The sequence below is a fragment of the Xenorhabdus sp. BG5 genome, assembly GCF_015163665.1.
Taxonomy (GTDB): Bacteria; Pseudomonadota; Gammaproteobacteria; order Enterobacterales; family Enterobacteriaceae; genus Xenorhabdus.
In genome coordinates this window covers 114,176-127,637 of record NZ_JADEUG010000005.1, presented here as the reverse complement: position 1 = coordinate 127,637, position 13,462 = coordinate 114,176, and the positions used below count along the sequence as shown (strand labels likewise).

General features: G+C 42.8%; 14 protein-coding genes. 9 read left to right on the top strand and 5 right to left on the bottom strand.

Annotated elements, in window-relative coordinates; translation table 11 throughout:
* Positions 1-15: 15 nt before the first annotated feature.
* From btuD to IQ209_RS04585, 9 genes are all read left to right on the top strand, one after another.
* Positions 16-783 carry a vitamin B12 ABC transporter ATP-binding protein BtuD gene (gene btuD / locus IQ209_RS04625; RefSeq protein WP_193849432.1) on the top strand — a complete coding sequence of 256 codons (768 nt, stop codon included), beginning with the start codon at positions 16-18 and terminating at the stop codon, positions 781-783.
* Between the two features lie 156 nt (positions 784-939).
* On the top strand, positions 940-2,085 hold the full coding sequence (gene arnB / locus IQ209_RS04620) for a UDP-4-amino-4-deoxy-L-arabinose aminotransferase (protein WP_193849430.1): 1,146 nt from the start codon (positions 940-942) through the stop codon (positions 2,083-2,085).
* Positions 2,086-3,063, top strand: coding sequence for an undecaprenyl-phosphate 4-deoxy-4-formamido-L-arabinose transferase (arnC, locus tag IQ209_RS04615; protein WP_193849427.1), 978 nt, complete (start codon positions 2,086-2,088; stop codon positions 3,061-3,063).
* Entirely contained in the window at positions 3,063-5,048 is a 1,986-nt protein-coding gene (gene arnA / locus IQ209_RS04610; RefSeq protein ID WP_193849425.1) for a bifunctional UDP-4-amino-4-deoxy-L-arabinose formyltransferase/UDP-glucuronic acid oxidase ArnA, read from the top strand. The genes arnC and arnA overlap by 1 nt, the downstream gene beginning before the upstream one ends.
* Positions 5,049-5,089: 41 nt before the next feature.
* A complete protein-coding gene (gene arnD / locus IQ209_RS04605) occupies positions 5,090-5,983 on the top strand; it encodes a 4-deoxy-4-formamido-L-arabinose-phosphoundecaprenol deformylase (protein ID WP_193849424.1) in 894 nt (297 codons plus the stop codon).
* Between the two features lie 5 nt (positions 5,984-5,988).
* A complete protein-coding gene (arnT, locus tag IQ209_RS04600; protein ID WP_193849422.1) occupies positions 5,989-7,650 on the top strand; it encodes a lipid IV(A) 4-amino-4-deoxy-L-arabinosyltransferase in 1,662 nt (553 codons plus the stop codon).
* Positions 7,647-7,997 carry a 4-amino-4-deoxy-L-arabinose-phosphoundecaprenol flippase subunit ArnE gene (gene arnE, locus IQ209_RS04595; RefSeq protein ID WP_193849420.1) on the top strand — a complete coding sequence of 117 codons (351 nt, stop codon included), beginning with the start codon at positions 7,647-7,649 and terminating at the stop codon, positions 7,995-7,997. The genes arnT and arnE overlap by 4 nt, the downstream gene beginning before the upstream one ends.
* The gene (gene arnF / locus IQ209_RS04590) at positions 7,994-8,380 is read left to right on the top strand and encodes a 4-amino-4-deoxy-L-arabinose-phosphoundecaprenol flippase subunit ArnF (RefSeq protein WP_189760075.1); all 387 of its coding nucleotides are present in this window, start codon (positions 7,994-7,996) and stop codon (positions 8,378-8,380) included. The genes arnE and arnF overlap by 4 nt, the downstream gene beginning before the upstream one ends.
* Before the next feature lie 59 nt (positions 8,381-8,439).
* Positions 8,440-8,913 carry a C40 family peptidase gene (locus tag IQ209_RS04585; RefSeq protein ID WP_193849463.1) on the top strand — a complete coding sequence of 158 codons (474 nt, stop codon included), beginning with the start codon at positions 8,440-8,442 and terminating at the stop codon, positions 8,911-8,913.
* Between the two features lie 123 nt (positions 8,914-9,036).
* On the opposite strand, the gene IQ209_RS04580 is transcribed toward IQ209_RS04585, so the two are convergent.
* The 5 genes from IQ209_RS04580 to IQ209_RS04560 all read right to left on the bottom strand — a co-directional run bounded on the left by IQ209_RS04580 (position 9,037) and on the right by IQ209_RS04560 (position 13,398).
* Positions 9,037-9,429, bottom strand: coding sequence for a helix-turn-helix domain-containing protein (locus IQ209_RS04580; RefSeq protein WP_193849418.1), 393 nt, complete (start codon positions 9,427-9,429; stop codon positions 9,037-9,039).
* A gap of 288 nt (positions 9,430-9,717) precedes the next feature.
* A complete protein-coding gene (locus tag IQ209_RS04575) occupies positions 9,718-10,512 on the bottom strand; it encodes a heme ABC transporter ATP-binding protein (protein ID WP_370588389.1) in 795 nt (264 codons plus the stop codon).
* On the bottom strand, positions 10,512-11,513 hold the full coding sequence (locus IQ209_RS04570) for an iron ABC transporter permease (protein WP_193849414.1): 1,002 nt from the start codon (positions 11,511-11,513) through the stop codon (positions 10,512-10,514). Before IQ209_RS04570 ends, IQ209_RS04575 begins: the two co-directional genes overlap by 1 nt.
* Entirely contained in the window at positions 11,510-12,328 is an 819-nt protein-coding gene (locus tag IQ209_RS04565; protein WP_193849412.1) for a hemin ABC transporter substrate-binding protein, read from the bottom strand. Before IQ209_RS04565 ends, IQ209_RS04570 begins: the two co-directional genes overlap by 4 nt.
* Positions 12,325-13,398, bottom strand: a complete 1,074-nt coding sequence (locus IQ209_RS04560; RefSeq protein ID WP_193849410.1) for a ChuX/HutX family heme-like substrate-binding protein — start codon at positions 13,396-13,398, stop codon at positions 12,325-12,327. Before IQ209_RS04560 ends, IQ209_RS04565 begins: the two co-directional genes overlap by 4 nt.
* Between the last annotated feature and the right edge of the window lie 64 nt (positions 13,399-13,462).

Sequence of the window (13,462 nt, the reverse complement as noted above, 5' to 3'; positions counted from 1 at the left end):
GATGAGGGTAACAACATGATCGGTCAGCCGATTTTGGAACTGGATAATGTTACTGTTAACAACAGATTGAGTTCATTGTCTGGGGCTGTTACAGCAGGAAAGCAAATTCACCTGGTAGGACTAAATGGCTCAGGAAAGAGCACACTACTTTCAGTGATCGCAGGAGTTTTATCTTATAGTGGCACCATTTGCTTTCATGGCCGAAACTTGCAGGATTACCGCCAGCACGAGTTGGCAAAATGCCGGGCCTGGTTCTCGCAATCTTCTTCTGTTCCTATTATGCCGGTTTTTCAGTATTTAGATATGTTCCGCCCTGGATGTGTACCCCTGGCACAAAGTGAACATGTGTTGTATGAACTTTGCCAGCAAATGAAACTCCTGCCATTGCTTTCTTCATCGATTAGTCAACTCTCCGGCGGAGAGTGGCAGCGTGTCAGATTGGCGGGCACGTTTTTTCAGATATGGCCGGATCTGAATCCTGATGGGCGTTTACTCTTACTTGATGAGCCGACAAATAACCTTGATATCACCCAACAAGCCGTTTTAGATAAGTTAATAAAAAGATTTTGTGCATTGGGGGGAACAGTATTATTGAGTAGCCATGATCTTAACCACACATATGAACAAGCGACAGAAGTATGGCTGCTCTCACATGGAAAATTGTTAGCATCAGGCATGCCACAGAATGTCATGACAGAACGAAATTTATCAGAGATTTTTGAGGTAAATATTGGACATATCAGAAATGCCAGCTATAAATTATGGAGGGTCAGCCACGTGTAATTCTTGTGAGCGAAATCCACCATAATCATTGCTTGCTATCTGTTTTTGGTGCTTGGTTGACCACAATTTGTTTTTCGTTGATGTTTCGTTAAAAAATCATCATCTAGAATCGATTAATTATAAAACAATTTGGGATAGACAAGGCACAAGGCGATTATGGATAGTTTTTTGCCATTTTCTCGTCCTGCAATTGGCAGCGAAGAGATAGAAGCGATAGAGAAAGTTTTACACTCAGGTTGGATTACTACAGGCCCACAAAACCATCAGTTAGAGCAAGATTTTTCTCTCATGTTTGGCTGCAAACATGCTATTGCTCTATGTTCCGCGACAGCGGGAATGCATTTGGCTTTGTTGGCTCTCGGCATAGGCCCAGGTGATGAAGTCATTACGCCTTCCCAAACTTGGGTTTCCACTATTAATATGATTTGTTTGTTGGGTGCTGAGCCTGTCATGGTTGATGTTGACCGTGATACATTAATGGTCAGCGCAGAAACAATCGAAAAAGCGATTACTCCCAAAACCAAAGCGATTATTCCTGTCCACTATGCGGGAGCACCTTGTGATCTTGATGCTCTCCGTGTTGTAGCTCAAAAAGCTAAAATTCCCTTAATTGAAGATGCAGCCCATGCTGTCGGCACCCGTTATAAAAATGAATGGGTCGGAGAGCGGGGTAACGCAATCTTTTCTTTTCATGCAATTAAAAACATGACCAGCGCCGAAGGTGGCATGTTCGTTACAGATGATGATGAACTTGCCCAACGGATCCGTTGTTTAAAATTTCATGGCTTAGCTGTTGACGCTTTTGATAGACAAATTCAGGGTAGGAAACCGCAAGCGGAAGTGATTGAGCCGGGTTTTAAATACAACTTATCAGATATTCATGCGGCGATGGCAGTTGTGCAACTAGGTAAATTGCCATCGATGAATGTGCGTCGTCGGCAATTGGTGGCTCGCTATTCTGCCGCTCTTATTGATTCACCGTTGCAAATGTTGAGCGCTCCCGAATATGCGCATTTGCATTCCCACCATCTTTTTATGGTACGCGTTGACAAAAATATCTGTGGCATTGACCGCGATACGTTTATGGCACGCCTAAAGGATAGAAATATTGGCACGGGTTTGCACTTCAGAGCCGCGCATACACAAAAATATTATCGTGAGCGTTATCCACAACTCTCTCTGCCTGTATCTGAGTGGAATTCGTCAACACTTTGTTCATTACCTCTTTTTCCAGATATGAGCAATGACGATGTAGATCGTGTCGTGAATGTGATAACTGAAATTCTTTCGGAGCATAAATAAGTGACATTTGAGAAGATCAAAAAAGTTTCAGTCGTTATTCCTGTTTACAACGAAGAAGAAAGTTTACCCCAGTTACTGGAAAGAACTCTCGCAGCGTGCCAAAAATTAGAACAGAAATACGAATTAATCTTGGTCGATGATGGCAGCCATGATAGTTCTGCCGAAATCTTAATTCAGGCAGCTGAATCTCCAGAAAACCATGTGATTGCAATTTTGCTTAACCGTAATTATGGGCAACATTCAGCAATTATGGCCGGTTTCCATCAAGCTGACGGTGATCTGGTTATTACACTTGATGCTGATTTGCAAAACCCGCCAGAAGAAATTCCGCGTTTAGTTAAAACGGCGGAAGAGGGATATGACGTTGTGGGGACACGTCGTATTCATCGGCAGGACTCTTGGTTCCGTAAAACCGCTTCTAAAATAATCAATGCAATGATAACTAAGGCGACGGGGCGTTCAATGGGGGATTATGGCTGCATGTTGCGCGCCTATCGACGTCACATTATACACGCAATGCTTCAATGCCATGAACGCAGTACGTTTATTCCTATCCTTGCCAACACTTTTGCGCGTAGAACAATAGAAATTGATGTAGCCCATGCAGAGCGTGAGTTTGGGGATTCTAAGTACAGTTTTATGAAACTGATAAACCTGATGTATGACCTTCTGACGTGCTTAACAACTGCACCATTGCGGTTACTGAGTGTCGCGGGAAGTATCATTGCTATAACAGGTTTCTTGTTGGCGGTGTTATTGATTGTTCTACGCCTTATATTTGGCTCAATATGGGCTGCTGAAGGGGTGTTTACCCTGTTTGCTATTCTTTTCATGTTCATTGGCGCACAGTTCGTCGCCATGGGACTATTGGGTGAATACATTGGTCGAATATATAACGATGTTCGTGCTCGCCCGCGCTATTTTATTCAAAAAGTGGTCGGAGTTAAGAAGACTAACGACAATCAGGAAGAAAGCTAATGAAAGCAGTTATTTTTGCCTATCACGATATTGGTTGTGTCGGACTTAATGCATTAGTCAACGCTGGTTTTGAAGTTCAGGCTGTATTCACTCACACTGATGATCCAAATGAAAATCACTTTTTCTCTTCTGTTGCACGTATCGGCGCTGATTTGGGTTTACCTGTGTTTGCGCCAGAAAATGTGAATCACCCGCTTTGGGTTGAACGCATTCGTGAGATGAAACCAGATGTTATTTTCTCTTTTTACTATCGCAACATGCTTAGCCAGGAAATTCTGTCACTGGCTGAAAAAGGTGCATTTAACCTTCACGGCTCCTTGTTGCCGAAATATCGTGGCCGTGCTCCAATTAACTGGGCAGTACTCCATGGAGAGACCGAAACCGGTGTCACATTACATAAAATGTTGGAGAAGCCGGATGCGGGAGATATTATCGCGCAACAGGTTGTACAGATTGATGAAAATGATACTTCGCTGATAATACACGGAAAAATACGCGAAGCGACAGTTGAATTATTGGATCGCACTCTGCCTCAAATAAAATCAGGTCATTATCCATCAATTCCACAGGATGAAAGCCAAGCTACTTATTTTGGCCGTCGCACCGCTGAAGATGGTGAAATAGTATGGAATAAGTCTGCCAAAGAGATTAATAACTTAGTTCGGGCAGTGACAGAGCCTTACCCAGGGGCATTTACTTTTCTTAGTGAACGTAAGATTACGATTTGGCGTTCACGGCCACATAATCAGCCCCACGGAAAACGCCCAGGAACCGTAATCTCGACGGATCCCTTTGTGATTGCTTGTGGTAAGGGTGCGCTGGAAATTATTAGCGGCCAAGGGGAATCAGGGCTTTATGTTCAAGGTAATCGATTAGCTCTTGAGATGGGCATTGTAGCAGGGGTTCATGTTGGTCCTAAAGCAACAACCCAAGTCAGTCGTCGTAAACGAGTACTCATTTTGGGCGTCAATGGATTCATTGGTAACCATCTGACTGAACGATTGTTGAGTGATGGCAATTATGACATTTACGGGATGGATATTGGTTCTTCTGCGATTGAACGATTTATTGGTAATCCTCGCTTTCACTTTATTGAAGGTGATATCAGCATTCATACTGAATGGATTGAATATCACATCAAAAAATGTGATGTCATCCTGCCATTAGTGGCAATTGCGACGCCAATTGAATATACCCGTAATCCTTTGCGAGTCTTTGAACTGGATTTTGAAGAGAATCTTAAAATTGTTCGTTATTGTGTTAAATACAATAAACGGATTATTTTCCCATCCACATCCGAAGTTTACGGTATGTGTGATGATAAAGAGTTTGATGAAGATACTTCGCGTCTGATTGTTGGACCTATCAATAAACAGCGTTGGATCTATTCAGTTTCAAAACAATTACTTGATCGAGTCATTTGGGCATATGGTACACAAGAAGGCCTGAAATTTACTTTATTCCGTCCATTTAACTGGATGGGGCCAAGGCTGGATAACCTAAATTCAGCACGTATTGGGAGTTCAAGGGCGATTACCCAATTGATTTTGAACCTGGTGGAAGGTTCTCCGATTAAACTGGTGGATGGGGGAGAGCAAAAACGCTGTTTCACGGATATCCATGATGGTATTGAAGCATTGTTCAGGATCATTGAAAACCGGGATGGGCTATGCGATAGCCAAATAATTAATATCGGTAATCCAACCAATGAAGCGAGCATTCGCCAACTGGCCGAAATGTTATTAGATAGCTTTGAGCAGCATGAATTGCGAGGGCACTTCCCCCCATTTGCTGGGTTCAAGAAGATCGAAAGCAGCAGTTATTATGGGCAAGGCTATCAGGATGTTGCACACCGTAAACCCAGTATTAAAAATGCAGAGCGTCTGTTAGGTTGGAAACCCACTATCGATATGAAGCAAACCATTGATGAAACATTGGATTTCTTTCTGCGTGGCGCAGTTGAAGAACCCAAAGGGAAAAACTAAAAAGCCAATTGGAAAACGAGGAAGAGAGTGGGAATAACGTAATGAAAAAAGTTGGTTTGAGAATTGATGTGGACACTTATCAAGGCACTAAGGAGGGTGTACCACGGTTGCTTGAAGTTTTACAAAAGCACCATATTCAAGCCAGTTTTTTCTTCAGTGTTGGTCCGGATAATATGGGGCGTCATTTATGGCGCCTGTTGCGTCCGAAGTTTCTCTGGAAGATGCTGAGATCAAATGCTGTGTCTCTTTATGGCCTGGATATTTTATTGGCGGGTACAGCCTGGCCGGGGAAAAAAATCGCAAAAGATTTAGGGCAGTTGATGAAGCAAACAATGGAAGCAGGCCATGAAGTTGGTTTACATGCATGGGATCATCAAGGTTGGCAGGCAAAAGTAGGGCGTTGGTCGGAGAATGAATTAACAGAACAAGTGAAGTTAGGTGTTGATGCTTTGAAAAAGGCAACAGGAAAAGCCGTTACATGTTCAGCCGTTGCGGGTTGGCGAGCTGATGAACGTGTACTGGCTGTTAAACAACATTTTGGTTTTGATTACAATAGTGATTGCCGTGGAACACATCCATTCAGGCCACTCTTGCCCAATGGACAAGTGGGAACTGTACAAATTCCTGTCACATTACCTACCTATGATGAAGTTGTTGGAACACAAGTCAGCGATGCAGATTTTAATCACTTTATCCTTGAAGCGATTAAAAATGATCATGGAGTTCCTGTTTATACGATCCATACCGAAGTCGAAGGGATGTCGAAATCTTCACAATTTGAGACATTGCTGGACATGCTTCATCAACAAGATATTCAGTTCTGTAAGTTAAGCCATTTGTTACCAGAAAATAGGAATACACTCCCTGTAGGAAAAATTGTTCGTTCGGATTTTCCTGGTCGTGAAGGCTGGTTAGGCTGCCAACAAGAGGTATAACACAGATGTTGAACACCCGAACGAGTAAAGCAGGAGCCGTTCTGATGGCTCTTTTTTTTGTTCTTACTTACTTATTGCCGCTGAATAGTCGTTTATTATGGCAGCCGGATGAAACGCGGTATGCTGAAATTAGCCGGGAAATGCTGCAACGTGGGGACTGGATCGTACCTTACTTCTTGGATATTCGCTATTTTGAAAAACCAGTAGCAGGATATTGGATCAACAACATTAGCCAGTGGATTTTTGGTGACAATAATTTTGCTGTCCGTTTTGGTTCCGTGCTTAGTATCCTAATCAGCGCGTTTCTTCTTTATCGTTTAGCAATGATGATGTGGCAATGTCGCCAGACTGCTTTTGTTTCCAGCCTGATTTACATTTCCATGTTTATTGTTTTTTCCATTGGCTCCTACAGTGTGCTTGATCCTATGTTTTCTTTATGGATTACAGCGGGGATCGTGAGCTGTTATTGGGCGCTTAAGGCGGTGGCGATCCGAGAACGAATTTTGGCATGGTCTGTTTTGGGGCTGACCTGTGGGATGGCTTTTATGACGAAAGGATTTCTGGCATTGGCGCTACCTGTGATTGCCATGCTACCCATTACGATATACCAGAAACGCTTTGGGGAAATGGTTCGTTTTGGGTCTTTTGCCGTGATTTTTGCTGTTTTGATCAGCCTGCCGTGGGTGATTGCGATTGCCGTGCGTGAGCCGGATTACTGGCATTATTTCTTTTGGGTAGAGCATATACAGCGTTTTGCTTCTGAGAAAGCTCAGCATATTGCACCTATTTGGTATTACTTACCCATATTGATCTTAGGCGTGATCCCGTGGTTAGGATTATTACCAGGTGCTTTAATCAAAAGCTGGAAAGAGAAAAAAAGTCACCCAGAAATGTTTTTCTTGTTTTGCTGGTTTGTTGTTCCATTTGTATTTTTCAGCATTGCAAAGGGGAAACTGCCAACTTACGTTTTACCCTTTATCGGCCCCTTAGCAATGATGATGGCAAAATATGCTGTCGATTGTGTCAAAAATGGCAATATGAACGTTTTGAAAATAAATGGATTGGTGAATATCTTCATCGGATTGCTTGCCATTTTGGTCCTTTTTATTCTGGAAACCTTAAAAGATCCCCCACTTTATCAACCCGACGAGTGGCTAAAATGGATTATGGGAATCATTGCCTTTGGTGTTTGGGGAGGCATTGGTTATCTTTGTTTTATTCGCGATGGTCAATATTGGTTATGGGCTGCCGCTTGTTCAATTATGCTCAACTTATCGATAGGTAGTGCTTTGCCTGATAAGACGATAAATTCCAAACTTCCCCAGCATTTCATTCAGCAAAACGAAAAAGAGTTGGCTGGCAGTAAATATATCTTGTCTCAATCTGTTGGCGTGGGGGCAGCGATTGCATGGGAATTGAAACGCAGTGATATTTATCTGTTTGATCGTCAGGGGGAATTAGAATATGGCCTTGCTTATCTTGATAGCCAATATCGATATATCACGGAGCAAGAATTTCCTGCGTGGCTAGCGAAAGCACGTAAAAAAGGTCAAGTTGCGGTTGTTTTTCTATTACCCTCAGAAGGTGAGTTGTCTGAATTACCTGAGCCGGATTTTGTGCGCCGTAATCATAGATTTGTGCTTGTGATTTATAAGAAACAGCCATGAGCAGTAATATAATATTATTGATTTTGGTTAGTCTGCTTACTTGTGCGGGGCAATTGTGCCAGAAGCAAGCGGTTATTTGTTGGCAGAAAAAAAATAACCCGCATAAAGTGGTATTGATGGTGATATGGCTGTCCAGTGCTATTCTTCTGTTGGGTATAGGAATGATATTTTGGTTGCGATTATTGCAATTTTTTCCACTGAGCATTGCTTACCCTATGCTTAGTATAAATTTTGTCATAGTGACTTTGATTGGGCAATTTTTGTATCAAGAAAAGGTGGGATTAAAGCACTGGATGGGGGTTTTTGCCATTATGTTCGGGATCTTATTGATGAGTTTAAGTCAATGAAAGGTTATCTTTGGGGGATGGCGAGTGTCCTGCTGATCACTGTAGCGCAATTGTTATTGAAGTGGGGAGTGGCTCATTTACCGGAACTTTCGTTATCAATGCACTGGCTGGATATCAACTGGCTTTGGGCAAATCACAATCCTTTGCTGATGATTATGGCAGGATTGGCGGGCTATATACTATCCATGTTATGTTGGTTTTTCACATTGAAATATCTGCCATTGAATAAAGCGTACCCTATTATTAGCTTGAGTTATGCCTTTGTTTATTTAATGGTGGCTTTATTACCTTGGTTTAGTGAAACTGTCTCACTGTTAAAAACGTTGGGCGTTTTTTTCATCTTATTGGGTGTTTGGTTAATCAGCAGACCGGAAACAAAATAGTTAAAGTTTGTTGTTTCTATGTAGTGATTGAGGAAAAAATGATGATTGAGGGAAAGCGGATGGTAATAAGAATAAGGCATTTATGCTTGTTATTGAGTTTCTTTCTTATTGGTTGTACCAACCCTAATTTGTCTCCGCTGAAGGTGGCTCTCTCTGATCCAATAATGGTCATTGCTCAGTTAAAAGATCAACTTGAGCAATGGCAGAATACGCCGTATCGCTATGGTGGTATGGATAGGCATGGTATTGATTGTTCCGGATTTGTGTACCGAACTTTTTCTGATCGCTTTAATATCCAGCTTCCTCGCACAACAAGTGAACAAACCCGAATAGGCACATGGATAAGCCAAGATGATCTGATGCCGGGCGATCTGGTTTTTTTCAAAACCGGCAGTGGAAAGAGTGGGTTGCATGTGGGTATTTACGATACTAACAATGAATTCATTCATGCATCCACAAGTAAAGGCGTAATACGTTCTTCTCTTGAGAATGTGTATTGGCGTCGTGTTTTTTGGCAAGCTCGTAGGATTTAACGTCACTTCTATCTGATTGTTCTGGCAGTGTTTTATAATATCTTAAAGTTTTATAATTTTTGCCAGAGTCAAAAATGTCCTCATTACGTCTGTTATTTTCAGATTCGAATGATCCCGTATTTATTATTCACAGTATTTATACTCTGGGATATATTCCTCACAATACAAAAATGCTTTGAACTCAGGCAGATGTCCATTTTCCCGGAATTTAGCGGGCGTAGTATTAAAATGTTTTTTAAATATTCGAGTAAATGTAGCTTGAGAACTAAAGCCATATTGAAGAGCAATGTCAAGAATGGGTAAATTGTCTTCACGCAAAGATCTGGCTGCTTCATGGAGGCGACGGCGGCGCACATATTGACCTAACGTACAGCCTTTCAATTCCTTAAAAATTCGTTGCAAATGCCATTTTGAATAACCACTTTTATGGGCTATAGCATCTATTTTTATACCTTCAGTTTGTTGAAGTTGGCTTTCTAACCATCTTACAATATCGTTGATAACATTTTCTAACATGTTTACCTTCCACATGGGTGGGGTTTTGCTAAAAATATACTGATAAATAATTAGTTACGTTATTATGTGAGCCATTTTAAGAATTTCTTTTTTATCGTATACGCAAAATGTGCTGTTGAGGATGTAATGCAATCGGATATATCTATTTACTCAGAAAGCTGGTTTTTTATTTTTTACGCGTTAGTGATAGCGGGAGTCACAGGATTTGAAGCAAATTTTGCCGCTCACAGCAAAATTTGCCTTTCTTATTCTGCTTCTCATCATTAAACGGGAACAAACGATAACCTTTTATTGGCGGAGATAGATCTGTGGCTGATGAGTTTCAGGGTGCTGCATAACGCCCAAGTCGGCTTGATACCATTGCTTAAGAATATCATCACGCAGCACATCTTGTGGAGTGCCGGATGCAACTAATTGGCCTTTGTGCAACAAGATAATTTTATCGGCATAAAGTGAAGCCAGGTTCAAATCATGCAATACACAACAGGCAGCAATGGGATGCTGTCGTGTCAGGCGGTGAACCAATCGCAATGTATGTTGTTGGTGATAAAGATCCAGTGCCGACGTGGGTTCATCCAAAAACAGACACGATTCGATAGGTTCAGGGTGCCAAAGTTGAGCTAACACTCTTGCTAGTTGAACCCGCTGTTGTTCTCCCCCCGATAATTGCTGATAATTCCTGTTTCTCAGTTCTTCACACTCTGTCAACGCAATCGCTTCATCAATGGCGATTTTTTTATGAGCATTTTCATGGGGAACGCGTCCCATAGCAATAACTTCCTCTACACTAAATGGAAAGGAGAGGGCGCTATATTGCCGCATGACTGCACGAATACGAGCCAGTTGCTGAGTTGGCCAGCGAGAAATGGGCGTACCTTTTAACAGACAATCTCCCGAATTGGGTAGAATATAGCCGGTCAATAGACGTAACAGTGTTGATTTCCCCGCCCCGTTTGGGCCAATAATTGCTACAACTTCCCCTTGACGCAGGGAAAGGGAAACATCCTTGATGATCTGACGCTGCCCGATGAAATAATTTAAATTTCGTGCTTCAAGTAAATTATTTGACATGATCGGTTCCATTATGAACGGTTTCTTGATGGCTTAAGAATAAGCCATAAAAAATAGGGAGCCCCGATCAAACCAGTGATAAGGCCTACGGGCATTTCAGCAGGAGAAACTAATGTTCTGGCTAATGTGTCGGCTTTTAACAGAAGACAGGCACCACCCAGGGCAGATATCGGCAATAGCCAAGTATGATCTCCCCCAAATCGCTGCCTGGCAAGGTGTGGGATAACTAAGCCAATGAAGCCAATGACACCGGTCAAAGCAACGGCACATCCAACTAACAAGGCACTTAACAGCAATAATTGATATTTGGTGCGTTGGACATTAATGCCTAAATAGTGTGCTTCCTCATCACCCAGTTGCAGCAAATTGAGTTTGCGTGACTGACTGATTGTCAGCATACAAACAGGAATAATGAGTGATGCAGCAATTGCTAGTGTTGGCCACTCTATTTGACTGAGTGACCCCATCATCCAAATGGAAAATTGGCGTAACTGTTGGTCGTTACTGATATAGCTCAATACACCAATAAATGACGAACATAGTGCATTAATGGCGATGCCTGCAAGGAGTAGCTTTGACAGGTTGCCGTGGTTATATTTGTTGAGAATGAATATCAGGGATGATACCAACAAACTGCCGATAAAAGCAGCAATAATATGCCCGTACAACGCAATGCTGGCAGGTAGGGCGAAAGGCAACACAATAAACATTGCGACGGTAAGTGCTGCACCACTGCTGATCCCTAATAATCCGGGATCGGCCAGAGGATTACGAAATAACCCTTGCATTACGGCACCGGATATAGCCAACGCTCCTCCAACGAGGATTGCCAGCAAAATACGTGGGAGACGAATGTTTAACCAGATTTGCCACTGTGGGTCATCCAAAGAGGATTCCCACAGTGTTTTAAAAGAAAGTGGCAATGCCCCCATATTTGCTGAGCTAATTGCCAGAAGGAACAACAATAAACTCAGCACTATCACACCGAAACTAGGGGAGCGGGAATGGCTCATTGCGCTTTCTCCGCAGCATCACGGACTTGTTTCATCACAGCGGGTGTTTGCAGGCCGAAACCAAGCAGGCCCATTTCATCAACAACCACGACCTGTTTTTTCTTTCCTGCTGGTGTGAAGCTTAGCCCAGGAAGCTGCCAAACTTTATCCATCCCACCTAACGTTTTTAGCCCTTCGGTGCTGACTAGCAGTAAGTCCGGCTTGCTGGCAATAACCCCTTCCTGAGATAAAGGGCGGTATCCCTGGAAACCTTGCATCGCATTTTTTGCCCCAATGGCACGGATAATTTGATCGGCTGCGGTTTTTTGACCAGCCGCCATTGGCATGATGCCACCGTGACTCATGACAAAGACTATTTTGGTGGAAATATCTGACGTGGCGATAGTTGCGAGTTGTTGCCGATATTGAGCAATCAAGGCCTCACCCCGTTTTTCCTGGTTGACCGCCTTGGCGACGGTCATGATTTTTGCAGGAACGGCTTCTAACGAGGTTTCGTTGGTCACTTTAATGACTTTTACACCAGAATCTTCGACTTGCTTGAGTGCCAGGGAAGGTTGCGCCGACTCACTTGCAATCACCAGTGAGGGGCGCATGGATAGAATCCCTTCTGAATTCAACATCCTCATATACCCGATATCGGGTAAGGAAAGCAGTTCCTTGGGATTTTGGCTGGTACTGTCCCTTGCGACAACGTGCTGTCCTTCACCAAGTGCAAAAACAATTTCAGACACATCGCCACCAATGGTAACAATGCGTTCAGCAGAGAACACATTGAAAGAGATGGCAAGCATAAATGTTAGAAGCCATTTTTTCATGCTACACAAGTTTCCTGTTCTGGTTGCAGTTTAGGTAAAGCAGCAATTTGTTCACGCCATTGGGCTTGCTCAGGCGTACCTTCAGTGCGTTGGCCGTACAACTGTGCGATTTGGTTGCCATCGGCATCAAACAACTCAAGGCTGGTGACGAAGCCACAATCGGTGGGCTTACGGGTAACCCAGCTTTCTGTGACGGCACTTTCAATCAGGTGCAAAGTGAAATTGCGGTTGAAAATGTTGAGCCATTTTTGGGAAGAGTTTTCTTCCTGATACGGCATCAAACGTTCCAATTTCCCCGTGAAAATTTGGACACAACCCCGGTTTCCGACAAAGATCATGATTTCGTTTTGATCTTTATAAGCAACTTCAACAAGTTGAGTGAGTGCTGAATTATCCACGCGATAAGCCAAATCATCTTTAACGGCATTAAAAATCTGCTGGCGGTTAAGATTGTGGCGTTTCATCATGATGAAGAATTGATGAACATCCGTCATGGCACGCCATTCTTTATCTAACTGTACTTTCAGTTGTTCCGTAACTTCTGCATGTTCAGGCACTTCTTCTGGCTGAATTTCCAGCGCTGGATTTTCACTAGCTTGGTATTTTTCGATCAGTGCATCCCATGCAGCCATATCGGTGTTGCTGGTGGCATAGACTTTATGCAACGCATCGCCTTGGCGATCAAAGAATTGAATGCTATGACGCACACTATTCTTGGCGGGTTCAACCAAAGAGAAAACACTGCTCCAGTGTTCGAAGAATAGACGCAAGTCAAGCTCACGTGGGTTAAGGATCAAACCAACATGTGGGCTAAATTTGGTATTTTCGTAGCGTCCAATATGTTCATGAACGGCAAAGTCATTACGGGTAATCGCCTTAGTTTCGCCAACTGTTGCCAGTTCTTGAAGCAGGGTAGGAGCGTCAATATTCAAACGTTTTGCATCGATACCGACACGGCTATGCAATAACTCGCCTTCGCTGACATTAAGGTAAGCAGCCAAATCGCGTGCATATTTAGCTTTGTTTTCTGCCTTGGCTTGTAGGTAACGTTCATAAAGTGACTGATTCACAGTTGCTAGCTCCTTAAAAAAACGGTGTTTAAACAGTGTTATTCTAAAATCGAGATAATAATTT

Bases quoted from the DNA above. Each gene is read 5' to 3' on its own strand.
- btuD (WP_193849432.1), top strand. From the start codon at position 16: ATGATCGGTCAGCCGATTTTGGAACTGGATAATGTTACTGTTAACAAC.
- arnB (WP_193849430.1), top strand. From the start codon at position 940: ATGGATAGTTTTTTGCCATTTTCTCGTCCTGCAATTGGCAGCGAAGAG.
- arnA (WP_193849425.1), top strand. From the start codon at position 3,063: ATGAAAGCAGTTATTTTTGCCTATCACGATATTGGTTGTGTCGGACTT.
- arnD (WP_193849424.1), top strand. From the start codon at position 5,090: ATGAAAAAAGTTGGTTTGAGAATTGATGTGGACACTTATCAAGGCACT.
- arnT (WP_193849422.1), top strand. From the start codon at position 5,989: ATGTTGAACACCCGAACGAGTAAAGCAGGAGCCGTTCTGATGGCTCTT.
- arnE (WP_193849420.1), top strand. From the start codon at position 7,647: ATGAGCAGTAATATAATATTATTGATTTTGGTTAGTCTGCTTACTTGT.
- arnF (WP_189760075.1), top strand. From the start codon at position 7,994: ATGAAAGGTTATCTTTGGGGGATGGCGAGTGTCCTGCTGATCACTGTA.
- IQ209_RS04585 (WP_193849463.1), top strand. From the start codon at position 8,440: ATGGTAATAAGAATAAGGCATTTATGCTTGTTATTGAGTTTCTTTCTT.
- IQ209_RS04580 (WP_193849418.1), bottom strand. From the start codon at position 9,429: ATGTTAGAAAATGTTATCAACGATATTGTAAGATGGTTAGAAAGCCAA.
- IQ209_RS04575 (WP_370588389.1), bottom strand. From the start codon at position 10,512: ATGGAACCGATCATGTCAAATAATTTACTTGAAGCACGAAATTTAAAT.
- IQ209_RS04570 (WP_193849414.1), bottom strand. From the start codon at position 11,513: ATGAGCCATTCCCGCTCCCCTAGTTTCGGTGTGATAGTGCTGAGTTTA.
- IQ209_RS04565 (WP_193849412.1), bottom strand. From the start codon at position 12,328: ATGAAAAAATGGCTTCTAACATTTATGCTTGCCATCTCTTTCAATGTG.